At 69.9% G+C, this 19,636-nt stretch carries 12 protein-coding genes; 4 read left to right on the top strand and 8 right to left on the bottom strand.

The window, feature by feature from the left end; translation table 11 throughout:
- The first annotated feature begins 35 nt into the window (after positions 1 to 35).
- Positions 36 to 779: a dienelactone hydrolase family protein gene (locus tag K340_RS31390; protein ID WP_051266863.1), complete on the top strand. Its 744-nt coding sequence runs from the start codon at positions 36 to 38 to the stop codon at positions 777 to 779.
- 13 nt (positions 780 to 792) lie between these two features.
- On the opposite strand, the gene K340_RS31385 is transcribed toward K340_RS31390, so the two are convergent.
- Both K340_RS31385 and K340_RS31380 read right to left on the bottom strand, forming a co-directional pair.
- On the bottom strand, positions 793 to 2,598 hold the full coding sequence (locus tag K340_RS31385; RefSeq protein ID WP_051266810.1) for a glycoside hydrolase family 43 protein: 1,806 nt from the start codon (positions 2,596 to 2,598) through the stop codon (positions 793 to 795).
- Positions 2,595 to 8,465, bottom strand: coding sequence for a GH92 family glycosyl hydrolase (locus K340_RS31380; RefSeq protein WP_084614643.1), 5,871 nt, complete (start codon positions 8,463 to 8,465; stop codon positions 2,595 to 2,597). The genes K340_RS31385 and K340_RS31380 overlap by 4 nt, the downstream gene beginning before the upstream one ends.
- A gap of 246 nt (positions 8,466 to 8,711) precedes the next feature.
- On the opposite strand from K340_RS31380, the gene K340_RS0118515 reads away from it, so the two are divergent.
- Entirely contained in the window at positions 8,712 to 9,788 is a 1,077-nt protein-coding gene (locus tag K340_RS0118515; protein ID WP_029137803.1) for a LacI family DNA-binding transcriptional regulator, read from the top strand.
- A gap of 3 nt (positions 9,789 to 9,791) precedes the next feature.
- Here the strand turns inward: K340_RS0118515 and K340_RS0118510 are convergent, their stop codons facing one another.
- The gene (locus K340_RS0118510) at positions 9,792 to 10,454 is read right to left on the bottom strand and encodes a TetR/AcrR family transcriptional regulator (RefSeq protein ID WP_029137802.1); all 663 of its coding nucleotides are present in this window, start codon (positions 10,452 to 10,454) and stop codon (positions 9,792 to 9,794) included.
- A gap of 180 nt (positions 10,455 to 10,634) precedes the next feature.
- Between K340_RS0118510 and K340_RS0118505 the strand changes: the two genes are divergently transcribed.
- Positions 10,635 to 11,252 carry an NADPH-dependent F420 reductase gene (locus K340_RS0118505; RefSeq protein WP_029137801.1) on the top strand — a complete coding sequence of 206 codons (618 nt, stop codon included), beginning with the start codon at positions 10,635 to 10,637 and terminating at the stop codon, positions 11,250 to 11,252.
- A gap of 45 nt (positions 11,253 to 11,297) precedes the next feature.
- Here K340_RS0118505 and hutI read toward each other — a convergent pair whose 3' ends face one another.
- The 5 genes from hutI to hutH all read right to left on the bottom strand — a co-directional run bounded on the left by hutI (position 11,298) and on the right by hutH (position 18,463).
- Positions 11,298 to 12,446, bottom strand: a complete 1,149-nt coding sequence (gene hutI, locus K340_RS0118500) for an imidazolonepropionase (RefSeq protein WP_037365618.1) — start codon at positions 12,444 to 12,446, stop codon at positions 11,298 to 11,300.
- 127 nt (positions 12,447 to 12,573) lie between these two features.
- Entirely contained in the window at positions 12,574 to 13,887 is a 1,314-nt protein-coding gene (locus K340_RS0118495) for a formimidoylglutamate deiminase (protein ID WP_029137799.1), read from the bottom strand.
- Entirely contained in the window at positions 13,884 to 15,125 is a 1,242-nt protein-coding gene (locus K340_RS0118490) for an allantoate amidohydrolase (protein WP_051266808.1), read from the bottom strand. Before K340_RS0118490 ends, K340_RS0118495 begins: the two co-directional genes overlap by 4 nt.
- 33 nt (positions 15,126 to 15,158) lie before the next feature.
- On the bottom strand, positions 15,159 to 16,868 hold the full coding sequence (locus K340_RS0118485) for a urocanate hydratase (protein ID WP_029137797.1): 1,710 nt from the start codon (positions 16,866 to 16,868) through the stop codon (positions 15,159 to 15,161).
- Positions 16,865 to 18,463, bottom strand: a complete 1,599-nt coding sequence (gene hutH, locus K340_RS31375) for a histidine ammonia-lyase (RefSeq protein WP_051266806.1) — start codon at positions 18,461 to 18,463, stop codon at positions 16,865 to 16,867. The genes K340_RS0118485 and hutH overlap by 4 nt, the downstream gene beginning before the upstream one ends.
- Positions 18,464 to 18,535: 72 nt before the next feature.
- On the opposite strand from hutH, the gene K340_RS0118475 reads away from it, so the two are divergent.
- Positions 18,536 to 19,375, top strand: coding sequence for an IclR family transcriptional regulator (locus tag K340_RS0118475; RefSeq protein ID WP_051266804.1), 840 nt, complete (start codon positions 18,536 to 18,538; stop codon positions 19,373 to 19,375).
- The last annotated feature ends 261 nt before the right edge of the window (positions 19,376 to 19,636 follow it).

Raw genomic sequence — 19,636 nt, 5'->3', positions numbered from 1 at the left:
TGGCGGCGGGCACGGCCCGCGGGCACGATGACGGCATGACGATGATCGAGGTCGGGGACGAGAAGGTCCACACGTACTGCGCCGAGCCGAGCGGGGACTGCGCCGGCGGGCTGGTGCTGATCCACGAGATCTGGGGGCTCGCCGATCACGTCATCGACGTGGCAGACCGATTCGCCGCTGCCGGCTTCCTGGTACTCGCCCCCGATCTGTTGAGCGGCGTGGGCATCACCCCCGAGACCGGCGGCGAACTGCAGCGGCTGCGCAGCTCGTCAGATGCGGCGGAGCGGACCCTGGCGCAGCCCCGGATGCGAGAGGCGATGGCTCCGACCCACGAGCCCGGATACGCGCAATGGGCGGTCGCGTCGCTGTCGGCCGCCGTCGACGAACTGGCCGCCGACTCCCGGGTCGCCGGCCGGATCGCCGTCGTCGGCTTCTGTTTCGGCGGGACGTACGCCTTCGCGCTGGCGGCGGCCGACGACCGGGTGAAGGCCGCCGTCCCGTTCTACGGCTCTCCCCCACCGCCCGAGGCCGTCGGCGAGATCCACTGCCCGGTACTGGCTTTCTACGGGGATCAGGACGAGCGGCTGATGGCCTCGCTGCCGGATCTGGAGCGCTCGATGGCCGGCGTCGGCGCCCAGTTCACCGCCAAGGTGTATCCGGCCGTCGGCCACGCATTCTTCAACGACACCATCGCCGGCACCTACGACGCCGGCGTCGCACAAGACGCCTGGCACCGGACGCTGGCCTTCCTCGATGCCACCCTCGAGCAGAGCAGCTGAGTGGCGGGAGCCGTCAGCCGTGCGCCGGACGACCGACCACGGTGATGACGGTGCTCACCGGCCGGCCGGACTGGTGGACGTCGACAAAGCCACCGGCAGCCACCTTGCGCTGGTAGGTGACCGTCACCGACGCGGCCCCCGGCCGCAGCGCGGTGATTGTCAGTTGGCCGGTTCCGTCCGAGGCGACCTGGACCCGATCCGGTTGACTGACGACAAACCTGGTGCGGTTCAACGGGTTCGTCAGCGGCAGCATCGCTCCGGTCCGGCTGCGGACCGTCACCGTTACGGTCGTAGGGGTGCCGACAGCCACCAGCAGGACCCGCTTGCCCGCACTGATCGAATACGGTGCGACGCCCGACGGGACCGGGGTGTCCGACACCGACTGCTCGATGGACAACACCGGAGCACCGTTCGCATCCCGACCCGACAGCTCCATCCGGTCGGTGTAGAGCCGCCGCCCACCGGTGGTACTGGATCGCCCGTGATGCACGTAGAAGGCCTCTCGGCCATCGGGCGACAGCACCGGTGAGCCGTGCCCGGTGGAGTACTCCGGCAACGACGGATCCTGCGCCAGCACCGGATTGCCGCTGTACTTGCGCCACGGACCCAACGGGCTGCGCGCCGTCGCGTAGCCCACGCCGTAGAACGAGTTCTCGAAGTTGTTCGCCGAGTAGGTCAGGTAGTACACGGCTTCCGTACCGCCGTCGCCGTTCGGGTGGACGGTCCGCTTGAAAGTGCTCGACCCTTCCTCCCAGCGACGGTCCTTCTTCGCACCGCCGCTGGTCGCGTAGTCGTTGACATGTGCGTTCTCCCAGTCCTGTTTGTCGGCGGAGTAGCTCAGGATCGGCACGTAGCCATCGCGTCGTGCACCGGGCGGTGCGCCCGGACGGAGGTTCGCATTGCGATAGGCAGCGGTGATCGTCGGCTTCGTGCCACCGGACGGGTCGTCCCACCAGTCGCGGGTCAGTTCGACCGCATAGATGTTCGATTCCTCGATGTACTTGCCCAGATCGGTGTCCCAGACCCAATTCCGATAGGCGTTACGGGAGAAGTACAGATAGATCCGACCGTCGTCGTCGAAATACACGTTCGGGTCGATGAACGGGATATAGGTGCCCAACGGCGCAGTCTGTCCCTGCTCCAGGGTGGCCGGCGGCTTCCGTTGCGTGGCGTCCATGATCAGGTTGACGTCGTGATAGTCCGGGTCGTAGGGGAAATAGTCCAACGGCGCTGACGTGATGGTGTGGAAGGGCCCGGCCGGCGAGTCGGCCACCGCGACGCCCACCTTGGACGGCTCCTCGAAGTTCGCGTACCCGAAGTCGCGCGCCACGTTGTCGCGCTGCCGGGCCGAATAGAACAGGAAGTACTTCCCGGTCGTCTCGTTGTGGTAGACCTCCGGCGCCCAGAACCAATCCTTGCCCCACCGGTTCGGCTCGTTCAACGGCAGTGCGCCACCGGCCAGGTGTTCCCAGGTGGCCAGGTCGGCGGACCGATAGACGCCGAAGGCGAACGGGGTCCCGTCAGTCCCGGTCTGGGCGCCGTCGGTCGAGTATGCGTAGTAGTAGCCGGAGCCCTTGTCGAACAGGACATACGGGTCGGCGGCCGGTACCGACGCGTCGTTGTAGAACGTCGCGTCGGTGCCGCCGGGCCGCGAGCCGACACCGGTCGTCCGCCGGATGGTCGACCGTGGGTCGGTCGGCCGGTCCGACCGGACCCCGGCGGCGGCCGGGGAGCCGGCCAGCGCGGCACCGGCCGACCCGGCCGCAAGGGCCAACCCGACCAGGGCGGCCCGACGACTGACCTGATGGTCGCCGGTCATCGGCCACCGCCGCTGCTCTGCGGGGCAGACGATCCGGTGCCCGCAGTCCCGGCGCCGGGTGTCGGGTCCACCAGCACCGTGTACCGCCGTTCGGTGCTGGCACCGGACGAGCCACCGCTGAAGGTGATCCGGTGCCGGCCGGCCTTGGCGTCGGTCGGAACCGTGACCCGCAGGTCGGTGATCACCCCGTCGTTGTTCGCTCGCACCCGGCCGATGACGGCGGCGTCGAAGCTGACGGTCACCCATTCGTTCGCCGCGAACGAGTTCGCGTCCGTCCGCAGCAACTGACCGCGCAGGCCCGCGTCCGAACTGACCAGCGCCTGCGGGTGGTAGACCCTGGCCGGCTCCGGCCGGGCCACCGTGACGGTGTCGGTGGCCACCGACTCCGACGCCGAACCCCGCATCGTCACCGCGTACAGACCTTCCTGGGCAGCGGACGGCACGGTGAGGTCGACGTCGACGCTGCCGTTGGCATCGGCCTTCACCGTCTTGCTGGCGCTCGCCGCGTCCTGGCCGGTGGCAATCTGCTGCCGGCTGACCGGACCGCTGCCGAGTGCCACGGAGACGCTCTCTCCCGGCCGGAACCCGTTGCCCCGCACGGTGAGTGCCCGACCGGGTCGCGAACTGCCGCTGGCCGAGCGGGCCGACGGCGCCGGCGGCGCCCCCTTGCCGACGGTGATCTGCAACTGGGTCACCGCGTCGGAGGCCTGATCGGCCGCCACCAGGTGCACCGAGTATTCGCCGACGGTGCGGTAGGAGTGGCTGCCCCTGATGGTCGCCACGCCGTTGGCGTCGGTGGCGGAGACCTGCGCCGGCGCGGTGGCCGAGTCGTCGCCCCACTGCACCATCGCCTGGTAGCCGTCGGCGCCGGGCACCCCGCCGCTGATGGTGCCCAGCAGCACGCTGGTGTTCGCCAGCGGCCGGAGCGTCCGGTTGGGTCCGGGCGTCAGCTGCAGCGCGGAGCCGTTGTCCGCCACCGCGAACACGTGGATCCGGCCGGCGCTGACCGGATCGCCGGTCTGCACGGGCAGGGTGATCGAGGCGACCGTCTTTCCGGCCGGCAGGGTCAACGGCTTGGTGGCGAACAGCTTCGCCTGGCAGCCGTCCGTACCGGTTCCATTGAGCCGGTTGGACATCTGCAGCACCACGATGTTGCCGAACTGCGCGCCGCCACACCAGTCGCCGTACTGGATCGGGTAGTCCACCGTGCTGCCATCGGTGAAGGTCACCACCCCGACGGTGTCCTGGTTCTTCTGGGTGCCGGTGCCGATCAACGACAACTGGGTCGCGCCAGGCGCCAGCGTCACCGGCAGGGTCTGGCCGTCACCGGTGGCGTTGTCCGGCTCGCCCTTGGGGATCGACGGAAGGGTGAACGTCAGATCCGTGCCCGGTACGCCGATCGCCCGGCCCGGTACCCCGCCGGCGGCCGTCAGTGCGACCCGGTTGATCCCGGCATTCCGGCCGTCACACGGCACCTCGGTTCCCACGTCCCCGATGCAGACCAGGTTGAACCCGGCCGCATACGACGGCATCAGCGCGTAGTGCACGGTGATACCGATGGCAGCCCGGGACAGCCCACTGGAGTCGCGGACCGTGATGATCGGCCGGTGGTAGCCGGGCGCTGCGAAGGTGTGCGATGCCTTCACGGTGAAGGTGCCGAGCCGGCCCGCGAGCACCTGGCCGACGGTACTGGCGCCGTCACCCCAGTCGATGGTGGCGGTGAAGTCCGCCGGGACGGTGCCCTTGCCTCCGGAGAGGGTGGCGACGGTGCCGGAGAACTGCTGCCCCTGCACGGTTTCCAGGTCGCTACGGCCGACCGCGTGCAGTTTGCCCTTGCCGGCGTGGGTGCCGTCGGTGAGGAACTCGACCTCGGAAAGGTTCAGCGGAGCCAGGTTCGGGGTCGCTGCCCCCGTGCTGGCCGTCACCACCAGCCGGTAATAGGCATAGGTGCCGGTCTTGGCCAACTCGAACGGGCGGGTCTGGGTGCGCCACTGGAAGGCCTGGTTCGTCCTGGTGTCCAACGTCTTCCAGGTCGTACCGTCCTTGGAGCCCTGCACCTTCCAGGCCGCCGGGTCGCCCGGGTTCGGGCCGGAGGTCAGGGTGTACCAGGTGGCCCGCTGGGTCAGGCCGGTCAGTTGGTAGCTGACGGTCGGGGTGGCTCCGGCGAAACTGACGGCGGTGGCCGAGTTGTCGTCGAACAGCGCGCTGACGTCGGTCTGCACGCCATCGGCCGGACCGTCGATGGCGCTCGGCACGCCCATCCCCTCGCCGGTCGCGTCCTGTAGCGGCAACGGCTTCGCGCTGCCGGTGGTCAGCGACAACGGGGCGTCCTGCGGCTTGCTGCCGAAGTCGGACGGTTGGGCGCCCATGCTGAAGTCCAGGGTGGCCGGACCGGTCAGATCCGCCTGGTCGATCGACACGCTGGTGTGCTTCTTACCGTTGACCTTCAGCGACTGCACGTAGATGTTGCTGTGCGAGTTGCCATCGGCGTTGACCACCAGGTCACCCTGGGTGCGGTGCACGGTCACCTTGCTGAACTGCGGCGACCCGACCACCCAGGCGGAGGATCCGACCTGCAGCGGGTAGATGCCCAGGGTGCTCAGCAGGTACCAGGACGACATCTCGCCGTTGTCCTCGTCACCGGGGTAGCCCTCGCCGATCTCGCTGCCGACGTACAGCCGCTGCAGGATCTCCCGCACCTTCGCGGCGGTCTTGTACTGCTCGCCGGTGTAGTCGTACATGTACGGGATGTGGTGCGAGACCTGGTTGCTCATCCCGAGCATGCCCATCCGGACGTCGCGGGCCTCCACCATCTCGTGGATCACGCCGTTGTAGCCGCCGGGGTGGGTGGCGGTCTCCGGGGTGGCGAAGAACTCGTCCAGCTTGTCTGCCAGGCCCGCTCGTCCGCCGTAGAGGTTGGCCAGTCCGTTACCGTCCTGCGGTGCGTGGAAGGCGAAGTTCCAGCCGTTGGTCTCGGTGAAGTCGCCGCCCCAGTCGCGAGGATCGAACGACGCCGGGAAGCTTCCGTCGTCATTACGACCACGGAAGAACTCCGTCGAGGGATCGAACAGGTTCACGTAGTCGGTGGAGCGCTTGAGGAAGTACTCGGACTCCTCGGCCAGCTCCGCCCTGCGGCTCGCCGGCACCGACGGATCCTTGGCCAGCTTCGCTGCCATGTTGCCGATGCCGTAGTCGTTGATCAGTCCTTCCAGCCCCCAGGACACGCTCTCGCCGGTGGAATTCGCGGTGTAGCCCTTGAAGATCGAGGTGGACAGTCCCTTGCGACCGACGGCACTGCGGCCGGACAACGTGGTGGCGTTCTTCAGCGCGGCGTCGTAGGTGCTCAGCGGGTCCGGCAGGGCGACGCCCTTGAGGTACGCGTCGGCCAGTGCCACGTCCGAGCTGGTGCCGGTCATCAGGTCGGCATAGCCGGGCGAGGACCAGCGGGCGATCCAGCCGCCGTCGCGGTACTGCTGGACGAAGCCGTCGGCGATCTCCGCGGCGACCTCCGGGTACAGCAGGGTGTAGGCGGGCCAGACCGTCCGGTAGGTGTCCCAGAAGCCGTTGTTGACGTAGATCTTGCCGTCCACCAGCTTCGCGTTGGTCTTGGTGGTGGTGGCGTCACCGGACTTGGCCGACACCGGGCTGGCGTACTGGTAGTGCGGCGCCGCCGCGGTGCCGGTGTTCTCGAACTGCGAGTTCGGATACAGGTTGAGCCGGTACAGGTTCGAGTAGGTGGCCAGCTTTTCCGACTCGTTGGCGCCCTGCACCTCGAGCACGCCAAGCCGGGCGTTCCACTTGGCGTTGGCGGCCGCCCGCACCGTGTCGAAGTCGTTGTCCGCCAACTCAAGCGCATGGTTGTGCTCGGCCTGGTCCAGCGAGATGAACGAGGTCGCGAGCTTCAGCGTCACCTGCTTGTCGGCCTGGGTGTCGAAGCTGACGTAACGGGTGCCGGTGTGCCCGTTCGGGGCGGTGCCGCTGCCGGTGATCGGCGCATCGAAGGTGCCGTAGACGAACATCCGGCTGCGGCCGGCGGACAGTCCGCTGCCGTTGTCCACCCAGCCGGAGAAACTGCTCGACGCGGCGTCGACGGTGAACGCCCCGCTGTTGTCGATCGTGTCCACCACCAGTTTTCCGGCCGATGCGCTGTCCGGGAAGGTGAATCGCATCTCGCCGCCGTGATCGGCCGGCGTGGTCTCGGCGACCAGGCCGCCGGCCAGCTGCACCCGGTAGTAGTCCGGGTGGGCGGTCTCGGTGGCGTGGTCGAAGGTCAGCCCGCGGTCGTCGGCATTGCCGGTCGGCACGCCATCGGCGATCGACGGCATCACCGACATCTGGTTCCGGTCGCCCATCCACGGGCTCGGTTCGTGCGAGACGGCCAGCCCCTGCAGCACCGGCAGGTTCTGGTCGTTGTTCTGTGCCTGGTAGTAGTACTGCCAGGTCTGCGAGTTGGCGTCGGTGACGGGGGTCAGGAAGGTGAACCCGTTGGGCAGCGCGCTGATCGGCAGGTTGTTGCCCCGGGAGAACGAGCCGGAGGCGTTGGTGCCACGACGGACGTCCACATAGTTGGTCAAATCGGTGCCGTCCACCGGCGCGGGCACGGGTGCCACGCTGAGGTCGTCGATCCAGCCGCCGAAACGGGTGTGGGCGGATTCGTTGGCGACGTTGTCGTAGCCGACCAGGATCCGGTCCACCGTCTTGCCCGCGGCCACCGCACCGACATCGACCGTCACCGCGTTCCACTGGGACGAGTACAGGATCTTGCCGAGGCCCTGACCACTCGGCGACGCGGTGATCCCGTGAGAGTCCGTCGGTTTCAGGTCGGACAGGTAGCTCCCGTCGGTGAAGTGCAGGTCGATGGCGCTGAAGGTGGACGGATAGGTCAGGTCCCCGGCGACCATGTCGGGGAAGATCTTGTACGACAACTCGGTGTCTGCCGCGACAGCGATGTCGACGTCGAACAGCCGGTTCCAGGCGAATCCGGCCCCGGTGTCGGTGTGTCCGCCCGAATATCGCAGCGCCTGCACGCCGGTCCAGCCGGTGAGCGGCTTGATGTTGAGCCCGGAGATCGGCCCGGAACCGACGGCGCTGACCATCGGGGTGACCTCGCCGCCGCCGGTGCTGCCGTCGGAGATGTCCCAGTCCGCCAATTGCACGATCGAGCCGGAGTGCACCGCGTTGATCTTCAGCCGGTAGTGGCTGAAGGTGCCGGGAGCCGCAACGTCGAACGTCCGGGTGATGAACGGGTCGTCGCCGAATTCGATGTCGGTGCGGGTGTCGAGATCGGTCCAATCGGAGCCGTCGTCCGAGCCCTGCAGGACCACGTCCTTCGGCGCGCGCTGCGGTGCGTCGTTGGCGGACGTCATCGAGTAGCTGACCACCTTGGAGGGGATCGACAGCTGATAGCTCACCCAGCCGGAGGCGGCGAACGCCAGCCACTTCGTGTCCGGGTTCGCGTCGGCGAGATTCGTCGCCGGCTCACCGGGCGGGTTCTCGGCACTGGCGGTGACGCCGGTGACCAGGCCGAGCAGGCTGCCAGCGCCGGTCGCCTTGCCGCTGACGTTGTGCTGCCGGGGTTGCCCGTCGGCCCCGATCTCCGCCGTCGACACGGCGGGCTGTGGCTGGCCCTGCTCGAACGAGGTGGTGAACGATCCCGAGTCGGATGGTGCTGCGACCGCCGGCTCGACGGCCGCTGCGGCGGTGTCGGAGATCGGCGCGCTCGCCTGCGCGGCGCCCGGCAGGCACAACCCGATCACCAGCGCGGCCGCCGAGGCCAGCGCCGCCGGGCCGCGGCTCCATCGGTTCCTGGCGGCCGGCGGCCGGCCTCCGGCAAAGAATCGGGGTGCGGGTGAAGTCGTTGGTCTCATCGTCGAGCCTCCACAGCCGGGTCGGGCGCACACGTGATCGGTGACACCTTGCCGAGCATCACAACAGTCGGGACCGGGTCCTGTCAACGTTGTCAACCGGCCGATCGGCGGCGGTTTCAGGGGGCCTTCGATCCCCGCCATCCGTTACGGCGAGCGGTCGTCCACACCACCCGATCGCCGGACCCGCCCGACACCGGGAGCACGGTCGGTCACCCGATCGCGACCACTGGTGGAATGATCCCCGTCATGAGCGAGGGTGGCGGCGACCGGAACAACGTTGGCCGACCGACGTTGCGCCAGGTCGCTGCCGTGGCCGGGGTCAGCATCAAGACCGCGTCCCGGGCACTGCGGGGCGAGGGCTACGTGGCGGCGGCGACGGCGGTACGGGTGCACGACGCCGCCCGGCAGGTCGGCTTCCGACTCAACGCATTGGCCTCGGAGTTGCGCCAGGGCGGAACCTCCAACCTGGTCGGACTGGTGACCGGCGACCTGGCGAACCCCTTCTACGCCACCGTGGCCGGCGGGATCGAACGGGAATTGCGGGCCAGGGGCCTGCAACTGGTGACCGCCAGCACCGACGAGGACCCGATCGCCGAACAGGATCTGATCGATGCGCTGTTACAGCGCCGTGTTCGGGCGCTGTTGATCGCCTCGTCGTCGACCGACCACACCCACCTGGCCGACGAGGCCGGCCGCGGCGTGCCGTTGGTGTTCGTCGACCGGCCACCGGTCGGCGTCCAGGCCGACACCGTGCTGATCGACAACCGGACGGGTGCCGGCGACGCCGTCCGGCACCTGATCGCCGGTGGCCACCGGCGGATCGGCGTGGTCGCCGACCTGTCCCGGCTGGCCACCCAGCAGGCCAGGATCGATGGCGTCGGCGATGCCATGTCCGACGCCGGGATCGACGACTGGCGCGAGCTGTTCCGGCCCGATGCCCATGACGTGGCCGCCGCGCAGACCACGGTGGATCAACTGCTGGACATGCCGGACCCGCCGACCGCCCTGTTCACCCTGAACAACCGGATCACCGCCGGCGCACTGCGGGCGCTGCAACAGGCCAGGATCGACGGCCGGTTGGACGCCAGGGCGCACCGGGATCCGGAATCCGCGGCCCGGAAACTGCCGGCGTTGATCGGGTTTGACGACTTCGAGCTGTCCGATGTTCTCGGGGTCAGCGTGATCGGTTACGCCGCAGAGGAAATGGGCCGCACCGCCGCCCGGCTCGCGCTGGATCGGTTGGAGGGCGTCAACCATCCGGCACAGACCGTGGTGCTGCCCACGACCCTGATCGAGCGCGGCTCCGGAGAACGCCGACCCTGACCCCTACTCCCGTTCGTTGAGCTGGACCATGGCGTCATAGAGCTGCTCGTCCGTCATCGGCGGCTCGGGGATCGGATGTGCTCGCTCGGCCCGATAGGCATCGAGCATGAGGTAGAGGTATCGGCGCCAGGCGTTGGGCGCCGCGGCCCTGGTGGCGTCGATGATCCTGCCGTTGGACCAGATGAGGTTGACGATGTCGCCTTGGGTGATGTCGGGGCGAGCAACGCCGGCATTTTGGGCTCGGGTGAGCACGTCCTGGATCTGTCGGCACATCTGGTCGTGGATCCGTTCGGTGTTGGCATGACCGGGGAACCGGCGGGAGAGGAAGTCGTTGAAGCCTCGGTCCCCCGCCTGCATGCCGAACAGGTTCTCCAGGTAGCAGACGAACCCTTCCCAGGGATCGTCCCGCTCCAGGGCCTTCTTGGCCCCGTCGAGAAACTCCTGCAGCCGAGGCTCAAAGGCTGCCAGCAGCAGGTCGAGGCGCGTGGGGAAGTGGCGATACAGGGTGCCGATGGCGACGCCGGCGTCGCGGGCGATCTTCTCCAAGGAGGCATCGACGCCGCGGACGGCGAACTCGCGCTGCGCCGCGGCGATGAGCTTGTCACGGCGCTCTTGCGCGTCGCGGCGGCGGGGCAGCCGCACCTGCTCGATGTCAGCCTGGCTCACTTCGCCAGTCTACCAACGATGCTGAGGGTGGCCTCCGCTTCTGCGAGCGTTCGCAAAGATGAGGCACTCCTCCGGAATAATATGAGGCATCCCTCCGGTTGACCACGGACGAACGATCGGAGGGGTGCCTCACCTTGGCGCTCCGACACTCCACCCACCCGGACACAACGGAGGAACATCATGACCACCATCAGCATCATCGGCTCGGGCAACATGGCTGCCGCCATCGGCACCCGGGCCGCGAAGCACGGTCACACCGTCGAACTCATGAGCCGCAACACCGCCAAGGCCCAGGCACTCGCCGACCAGATCGGCAACGGAGCCACCGTCGGCACCTACGGCACCAGGCCGGCGGGCGACATCGTCATCGTGGCCGTGCTTTACGGGGGCGCGGTCGACGCGGTCACGCACTACGGCGACGCGCTGGCCGGCAAGATCCTCGTCGACATCTCCAACCCGTTCAACGCCGACGCCACCGGACTTGCCACCACCACTGGCACGTCGGCGGCCCAGGAGATCGCCGCCGTCGCGCCCGAGGGCACACCTGTCGTCAAGGCGCTGAATACGATCTTCGGCCACGTCCTGGCGCAGGACAAGCCACTGGATGCGTTTCTGGTCGGCGAGGGTGCCGAGGCGAGGGCACGTGTCGCGGAATTTCTGGCGAGCTTGGACATCCGGCCTCTCGACGCGGGAGGGCTGGAGATGGCGCCGGTCCTTGAATGGGCCGCGATCCTGCTGATGGGTGTGGCCCGCAACGGCGCCGGCTTCGACGTCGCATTGGCGGCCGACGTCCACTGAAGGGTGCCCCGCAGGCTTGGGATCGCCGGCAAGCCCGAACGCCGGTCAGACCACCCGGACGCCCTTGCGCCAGACCGCAGCCGTCAGCGGCACCCCGACCCGGTAGGCGAAGTACTCAGGGCCGGGTGCGTCGATGACGTGCAGGTCCGCGCGCCGGCCGACCGCGATCATCCCCACGTCGTCGCGTCCGATCGCCGTCGCCCCACCCCGGGTGGCGGCCCGGACCGCCTCGTCGATCGTCATCCGGCACTGCAGCACGGCGAGGGCGACCACCAGCGACATCGACGAGGTGTAGCCGGAGCCCGGATTGCAGTTGGCGGCCAGCGCGACCGTGACGCCGGCGTCCAGTAGTTCCCTGGCCGGTGCGGGGCCGAGCCTGGTGCACAGGTCGGTGGCCGGCAACAGGGTGGCCACCGTCTCGGAGGCGGCAAGGGCGTCGACGTCCTCGTCCGACAGAAACGTGCAGTGGTCCACCGAGATGGCTCCGGCACTCACCGCCAGCGTCACCCCCGGTCCCCGGTCCAGCTGGTTCCCGTGCACCTTGAGCCGCAGGCCGTGCCGCTCTCCGGCAGCCAGCACCCGGCGCGCCTGCGCGTCGTCGAACGCACCGTCCTCGCAGAAGACGTCGACGAACTGGGCAACATCGGCGGCCGTATCCATCATCGGTCCACACACCAGGTCGACGTAGTCGTCCGGGGCATCCCGGTACTCCGGTGGCACGACATGGGCACCGAGGAAGGTGATGGCGTCGACCCCGGCTTGCTCGGCCACCCGCAGCGACCGGAGTTCATCTGCCTTGGTGAGCCCGTACCCCGACTTGGTCTCCACGCAGGTGGTGCCGCCCCTGGCCATCTCGGCCAGATGCCGGCGGACGCCGGCCAGCAACTCCTCGTCGGTGGCCGCCCTGGTCGCCTCGACCGTCGCCACGATCCCTCCGGCCGAGTATTGGCGACCGGCCATCCGGTCGGTGAACTCGGCCGATCGCTCGCCGGCGAACACCAGATGGGAGTGCGAGTCGACCCATCCAGGGAGCATCGAACGGCCGCCGAGATCGATGGCGTCGTCCGCCGCCGGCGCCGTCGCGGCGTCGCCGACCCAGACGATCAGTCCGTCCTCGATCACCACGGCGCCGTCGCGCACGGTGCCGAGCGGTCCCTCGCCGGACTCTTCGTCAACCGTGACCAGACTGGACATCCCGTGCAGCAGCAGCGAACCGCCCGGATCCCACTCGCCGCCGGTCCGGCGCCCACCCTGCTCGTCCGACCCGTTGTGTCCCATGGATTGTCCTCACTGTGTCGTACTGTCGGTGCCAGTGGTCGCCTCAGCGCCATGCCCTGGCGATCGACGCCCCCAGCATCTCACCCGGATCGCCGAACCGACGGTGAATTCCGTTCGTGGCGACCACCTCACCGGCCCGCACCACCACGGCGACATCCGCGGCGGCGGCCACCATCACCAGCTGATCGGGGTCGGCGCCGGCGGTCCGCGCCGAGTCGGTGCGAACCGCTACCAGGTCGGCGGGAGCCCCGATCTCGATCGAGCCGCCGGGCGAGCCGATACTGCGGTGCGAGTTGACAGTGGCCGCCCCGACCAGTGCCGCCGGCAGCATGGTGCCACGCCGGCCGGTGGCCGACCGTTCGCCGTACTCGATACCGCGCGCCTGGGCAAACGGATCGACGATCACCTGCTGGTCGCCGCCGCAGGCGAGCCTGATTCCGGCGTCCACCATCGCGGCGATCGACGGCAGGCCATCGGCCAGGTCGGCCTCGGTGGTCGGGCAGATCACCGCCGTGGTGCCCGTTCCGGCGAGCAGCCCCAGGTCGCCGGCGGTCAGGTGGGTGGCGTGCACCGCCGACGTTCGCGGACCGAGCACCCCGGCCCCGTGCAGCAGGGCGGCCGGGGTGCGGCCGGTTGCGGCCAGGCAGGCTTCGTTCTCTGCAGCTTGCTCGGACAGGTGCACGTGCAGCACCCGGCCGTCGGCGGCCGCGGCCACCGAGCCCAGTGCGGACTCGGGTACCGCGCGTACCGAATGCACGGCGACGCCGGTCCGCAGGGCTGACGGCAAAGCAGCCACCCGATCCGCCCAGGCATCGATGGAGCCGTCCGAGAAGCGCTGCTGCACACCGACTGTCGGCTTGCCGAACCCACTGCTCAGGTACGCGACGTCGAGCAGGGTGACGTCGATGCCGGCCTCGGCGCCGGCATCCGTCACTGCCAGGCCCATCGCGTTCGGATCGTCGTACCGGCCGCCGTCCGGCCGGTGGTGCAGGTAGTGGAACTCGCCGACCGCGGTGTACCCGGCGCAGAGCAGTTCGGTGTAGGTGGCCAGGGCCAGCGCGTGCAGCGAGTCGGGGTCGAGCCGACCGGCCAGCGCGTACATCGTCTCGCGCCAGGTCCAGAAGCTTCCCGCCTGCGCATCGGCGCCGTGGGTCCGGCCGCGGAGGGCCCGGTGGAACACGTGCGAGTGGGCGTCGGCGAAACCGGGGAACACCAGGCCCGGCAACGACTCCGGCTGGTCGTCGCCGGTGGTGTCGGGTGGCCCGATCGCGGTGATCACGCCATGATCGGTGACGATGTCCACCGGTCCGCTGACCGCGTTGTCGATCCACGCCGCCGCACACCGGAAGACGGTCACCGGGGCACTGCCTCGGGGGCCAGCAGCCCTTCGAGGGTGTCGGCGAGAGCCCGCACTCCGGTCAGGCAGTCCTGGGTCTCGGCGTACTCGTCCGGCGCGTGCGACACCCCGGACGGATTGCGCACGAACAACATCGCCGTCGGGACATGGGGAGCCAGCAGCCCGGCATCATGACCGGCACCGGTCGGGACCGCCGGTGCCCCCAGTCGGGCAGACAGGTCCATGGTGAGCGCCGGGTCGAAGGTGACCTGGTCCGTCATCGACTCCCGATGCACCCGCAGGTCACAACCCTCCAGCTCGGCCTCGGCGCGCGCCTCGTGCAGGATCTCGTCGACCAGCGCCGAGGTGTCGGCCGCCGCGCCGTGCCGAACGTCGAGCCAGACGTCGACCGAGGAGGCGATCACGTTGGTACCCCCGGGAATCGGCTGCAGCCGGCCGACCGTGGCGACAGCTCCGGGATGGGCCTGGATCACCCGGCGGGCGGCCAGCACCGCGCCGGCCGCGGGGATCATCGGATCGTGGCGGTCCCGGGGCGCGGTGGTCCCGGCATGATTGCCCTGACCGGACACGGTGATCCGCCACCGGCCGTGGGCGACGATGCTGGACCCGACGCCGATCGCGGCGGTCGGATCGGCGGCCCGCAGCAACCGCCCCTGCTCGATGTGCAGTTCGACGAAGGCGCCGATCCCGGCCAGCCGCTGCGGATCAGGGCCGGCTCCGGCCGGATCGACCCCGGCCCGTTGCATCGCATCGGCGACCGAGATGCCGTCGCCGTCCCGCAGCCGCCGCGCGGCGTCCGGGTCGATCGCACCGACCAGCAGCCGAGAACCCAGGCAGGGCAGGCCGAACCGGCCGCCCTCCTCCTCGGCGAAGCAGACCAGTGCCAGCGGCACCGCCGGCCGGACGCCGCGCAACCGGAGTTCGTCCACCGCCAGCAGGGCCGACACCACCCCGAGCGGTCCGTCGAAGGCGCCGCCGCCGGGTACCGAGTCCAGATGCGACCCGGTGACCACGGCGTTCGGCCCAGGACTCCCCCACCAGGCCCAGAGGTTGCCATTGCGATCCGTCTCGGTGTCCAGCCCGCGCCGCCGGGCCTGCTCGACGAACCATTCGCGCAGTTGCAGATCGGCGTCGTCGAAGCCGTGCCGGGCGTAGCCGCCGCGCAGCGCGTCCCGGCCGATCCCGGCCAGGTCGGCCCATAGCCCGCCGAACCGGCCGTCGGGTGGATGCGATCTCATCCGATCAGTGTGCGGCGTCATCGGCCCTGCGGCTCATCGGGTCTGCGGCTCATCGGCCCGGCGACTCATCGGAACCTTGAGCCCGGTGCGCTCGGCCGCCGCGTCGGCCTCCGGATAGCCGGCATCGACGTGACGCAGCACCCCCATCGCCGGATCGTTGGTAAGTACCCGCTCGAGCTTCTGCGCGGCGAGGTCGGTGCCGTCGGCCAGGCTCACCTGACCGGCATGGATCGACCGGCCGATGCCGACCCCGCCGCCGTGGTGGATGGACACCCAGCTGGCCCCTGAGGCAGTGTTGACCAGTGCATTGAGCAGTGGCCAGTCGGCGATCGCGTCGCTGCCATCGGCCATCGCCTCGGTCTCCCGGTACGGAGAGGCGACCGATCCGGCGTCCAGGTGGTCGCGGCCGATCACCACTGGCGCGGACAGCTCTCCGGACGCCACCATTTCGTTGAACCGGAGCCCTGCCAGGTGTCGTTCACCGGCTCCGAGCCAGCAGATCCGCGCCGGAAGCCCTTGGAACGCAATGCGTTCCGGCGCCAGCGTCATCCATCGCTGCAGTGACGCGTTGTCCGGAAAGAGCTCGCGGATAGCGGCGTCGGTGGCGTGGATGTCCTTCGGGTCCCCCGACAGCGCCACCCAGCGGAACGGCCCGCGGCCCTCGCAGAACAGCGGCCGGATGTAGGCCGGGACGAAACCGGGGAAGTCGAACGCCCGCTCGTAACCGGCCAGTTGCGCCTCGCCGCGGATCGAGTTGCCGTAGTCGAAGACCTCGGCACCATTGTCGGCGAACCCGACCATTCCCTCGACATGCGCCGCCATCGATTCCCGCGCCCGGTCGGTGAACTCGTCCGGCTTGGCGGCCGCATAGTCGTGCCAGTCGCCCAGTTCGACGCCGATCGGCAGGTAGGCCAGCGGATCGTGCGCGCTGGTCTGGTCGGTGACGATGTCGATCTCCACCCCGCGGCGCAGCAACTCGGGGACGATCTCGGCGGCGTTGCCGATCACCCCCACCGACAGCGCCTTCCGATCCCGCCTGGCCGCCGAGGCGAGCTCGATCCCGTGCTCCAGCGAGTCGGCCACCACATCCAGGTAGCGGGTTTCAACTCGACGGGCGGCTCTGGCCGGGTCGCAGTCGATGGCCAGCACGGCGCCGCCGTTCATGGTCACGGCCAACGGCTGGGCGCCCCCCATCCCGCCAAGTCCTGCGGTCAACGTGAGGGTGCCGGCCAGGGTCCCGTCACCGCCGGGGAGCCGGCCGGCCGCGGCGAACTTGTCGGCGATCGCGGCGAACGTCTCGTAGGTGCCCTGAACGATGCCCTGACTGCCGATGTAGATCCACGACCCCGCCGTCATCTGGCCGTACATCGTCAGCCCGAGGTGTTCCAGCCGGCGGAACTCGGGCCAGTTCGCCCAGTCCGGCACCAGGTTCGAGTTGGCGATCAGCACCCGCGGGGCCCACTCGTGGGTGCGCAGGATGCCGACCGGCCGACCCGACTGCACCAGCAGGGTTTCGTCCTGGTCCATGTCCCGCAACGAGGAACAGATGGCGTCGAAGCTGGCCCAGTCCCTGGCCGCCCTGCCGGTGCCGCCGTAGACGACCAGATTGTCCGGGTCCTCTGCGACGTCGGGGTCGAGGTTGTTCTGCAGCATCCGCAGCGGAGCCTCGGTGGCCCAGGATTTCGCGGTCAGGGTGGTTCCGTGCGGCGAGCGGACCGGCCGCGGGCCGGAGGTGATGGTCATCGGGCATCCTCGTCAGCGTCGGTGGTCGTTCTGCGTTCGGTAGGTGCGTCATCCAGTGGCGCCGCCGCCGTCACCGCGCCGGCCTCGAGAAGCCCGACCACGGCATCGATCTCGACCGCGAGGTGCCGGTCCGGACCGGGGCCGTCGACGACGGTGCGGATCACCTGGCGCACCGCGCCGGTCACCGCGCCGGGCAGCAGCGGCGCCCGCAGGTCGATCGCGCGGGCGGCGGTCAACAGCTCGATGGCCAGCACCCGGCGCAACGCGTCGACCCCGCGGCGGAGCTTGCGCGCGGCGTGCCAACCGAGCGAAACGTGATCCTCCTGCATCGCCGAACTCGGTATCGAATCGACGGATGCCGGGACCGCCAGCCGCTTGAGTTCGGCGACCATTCCGGCCTGGGTGTACTGGGCGATCATGTGCCCGGAATCGACGCCGACCTCGTGCGCCAGGAACGGCGGCAGCCGGCGGGACCGGGCCGGATCGAGCATCCGGTCCGTTCGCCGCTCCGAGATGGAGGCGACGTCGGCCACCGAGATGGCCAGAAAATCGAGCACCGCGGCGATCGGCGCACCGTGGAAATTGCCGTTCGACTCCACCCGGCCATCGGCCAGCACCACCGGATTGTCGATGGCGCTGGCCAGTTCTCGCTCGGCGATGGTCCTGGCGTGGCCGGCGGTGTCGCGGGCGGCGCCGTGCACGGCCGGCGCGCAGCGCAACGAATAGGCATCCTGCACCGACGGGTCCTCGGGACCGGCGTGCGAGGCGACGATCGGCGAGCCGGCCAGCGCCGCCGCGATCCGCCGGGCGCTGGTCGCCTGCCCGACCTGCGGACGCAGGGCCTGCAGATCGGCGGCGAACACCCGGTCGGTGCCGAGCAGCGCCTCGACCGACGTGGCAGCGGCGAGATCGGCAGTGTCCCACAGGATCTCGAGGTCGTACAGGGCCAGGCACAGCATGCCGAGCATGCCGTCGGTGCCGTTGATCAGCGCCAGGCCCTCCTTCTCGGCCAACACCACCGGTGCCAGGCCGGCCGCGGCCAACGCCTCGGCGGCCGGGCGACGGGTGCCGCTCGAGTCGACCACTTCACCCTCGCCGATCAGCGCCAGCGCGATGGTCGCCAGCGGGGCCAGGTCCCCGGAACAGCCCAGGGAGCCGTACTCGGGAACCGGCGGCGTGATGCCGGAATTGAGCAGGCCGACCAACAGCTGCGCGGTCGCCGGCCGGATACCGGTCCGGCCGGTGGCCAGCGTCGACAGCCGCAGCAGCATCAGCGCCCTGGCCACCTCGGTCTCCACCGGGGCACCGGTGCCGGCGGCATGCGAACGAATCAGCGAGGCCTGCAGCTGGGCACGGCGAGCTGCCGGGATGTGCGTGCTGGCCAGCGCGCCGAATCCGGTGGAGATGCCGTAATGCGGGTGGGTGTCGTGAGCCAACGCGTCGACCACCGCGCGGGACTCGGCCATCGCCGTCAGCGATGCGGCGGAAAGCTCGACGGCCGCGCCGTGCCGGGCGACCGCGACCACCTGCTCGACGGTCAGCGGCCCGATCGAGACGGTGACGGTCGAAGGATCGGCGGGTGGGTGTGCGTGCATCTGCTCATTGGATGCCCGAAGCGGGCCGGGCGCGAGTGGCCGAGCTGGGAATCTGTCCGGTATACCGGACAGATGACCACGGGCCGCGGACACGCAGGTACGGCGGATCGCCGGCCACCGGTGCCGGCACTGCGTCGCGGGCTCGCCGTCCTGCAGGTGCTCGCGGGCCGGCCGGCCCCGATGTCGGCCACCGCGATCGGCCGCGAGCTCGGGCTGGCCCGCTCAACCGTCTACGAACTGCTCGGCGAACTGGCGGCGGCCGGCTTCGCGGTGCACCTTCCGGCGGAGCGTCGCTGGGGTTTGGGCCTGTCCTCGTTCGAGATCGGATCCGCCTATCTGCGCGGCGAGCCACTGGAGCGACTGGGGCGGCCGCTGGTACGCCGGTTGGCCGCGGTGGCGGCCGAACTCGATCCGGCCGCCGGGCCGACCGCTCATCTCGGGGTGCTGCACGGCAATCAGATGCTGTACCTGCTCAAGGAGCGGGGCGGCCGGTTCGGCCCGACCCTGGTGACGGACATCGGGGTCCGGCTCCCGGCGCCGCTCACCGCCACCGGACTGAGCCTGCTGGCCGCTTCGCCGGCTGCTCAGGTCCGCGCGCTGTTCCCGGACCGTTCGTCGTTCGTCAGCCGGACCGGGACCGGCCCGCAGACGCTCGGCCAGTTGCGTTCCGATCTGTCCGCGACCCTTGAGCGGGGCTGGGCCGTTGAGCACGGCAGGGTGTCCGCCGGCACCGCATCGGTGGCGTCGGCCGCGTTCGACCACCAGGGCAGACCGCTGGCCGCCGTCGGCGTGACGTTCCGGCACGTCTGTGACGACGACTACTGCGCCCGGAACTTCGCCGCGTTCGCCGAGCCCGCCCGGCAGGCCGCCGCCGCGCTGACGTCCGCCGTCGCCGGCCGCGCCCCGGGCTGAGCATGACGGGGCATCAACCGAGGTTCGGCTACCCGGGCACATCCCCGTGCCTTGGGGCACGGACGCTGGGGCAACGGCAGATCGAACGGTGGGGCCCGCATCCCGGACGGGACACGGACCCCACCGTCCTGGCTGTGCCAGGTGCCTTGATCAGCCCAGGGTGAACACCATGGTGGTGGCGTTGCCGAGCAAATCCCTTACCACGAGAGTGTTCTCGCCGGTCGTCGCACCGAACTTGCCCGGCACGACAAAGTTGAGATC

Source organism: Nakamurella lactea DSM 19367 (genome assembly GCF_000426645.1).
Taxonomy (GTDB): Bacteria; Actinomycetota; Actinomycetes; order Mycobacteriales; family Nakamurellaceae; genus Nakamurella; species Nakamurella lactea.
This window is presented reverse-complemented; position numbering and strand designations above follow the sequence as displayed.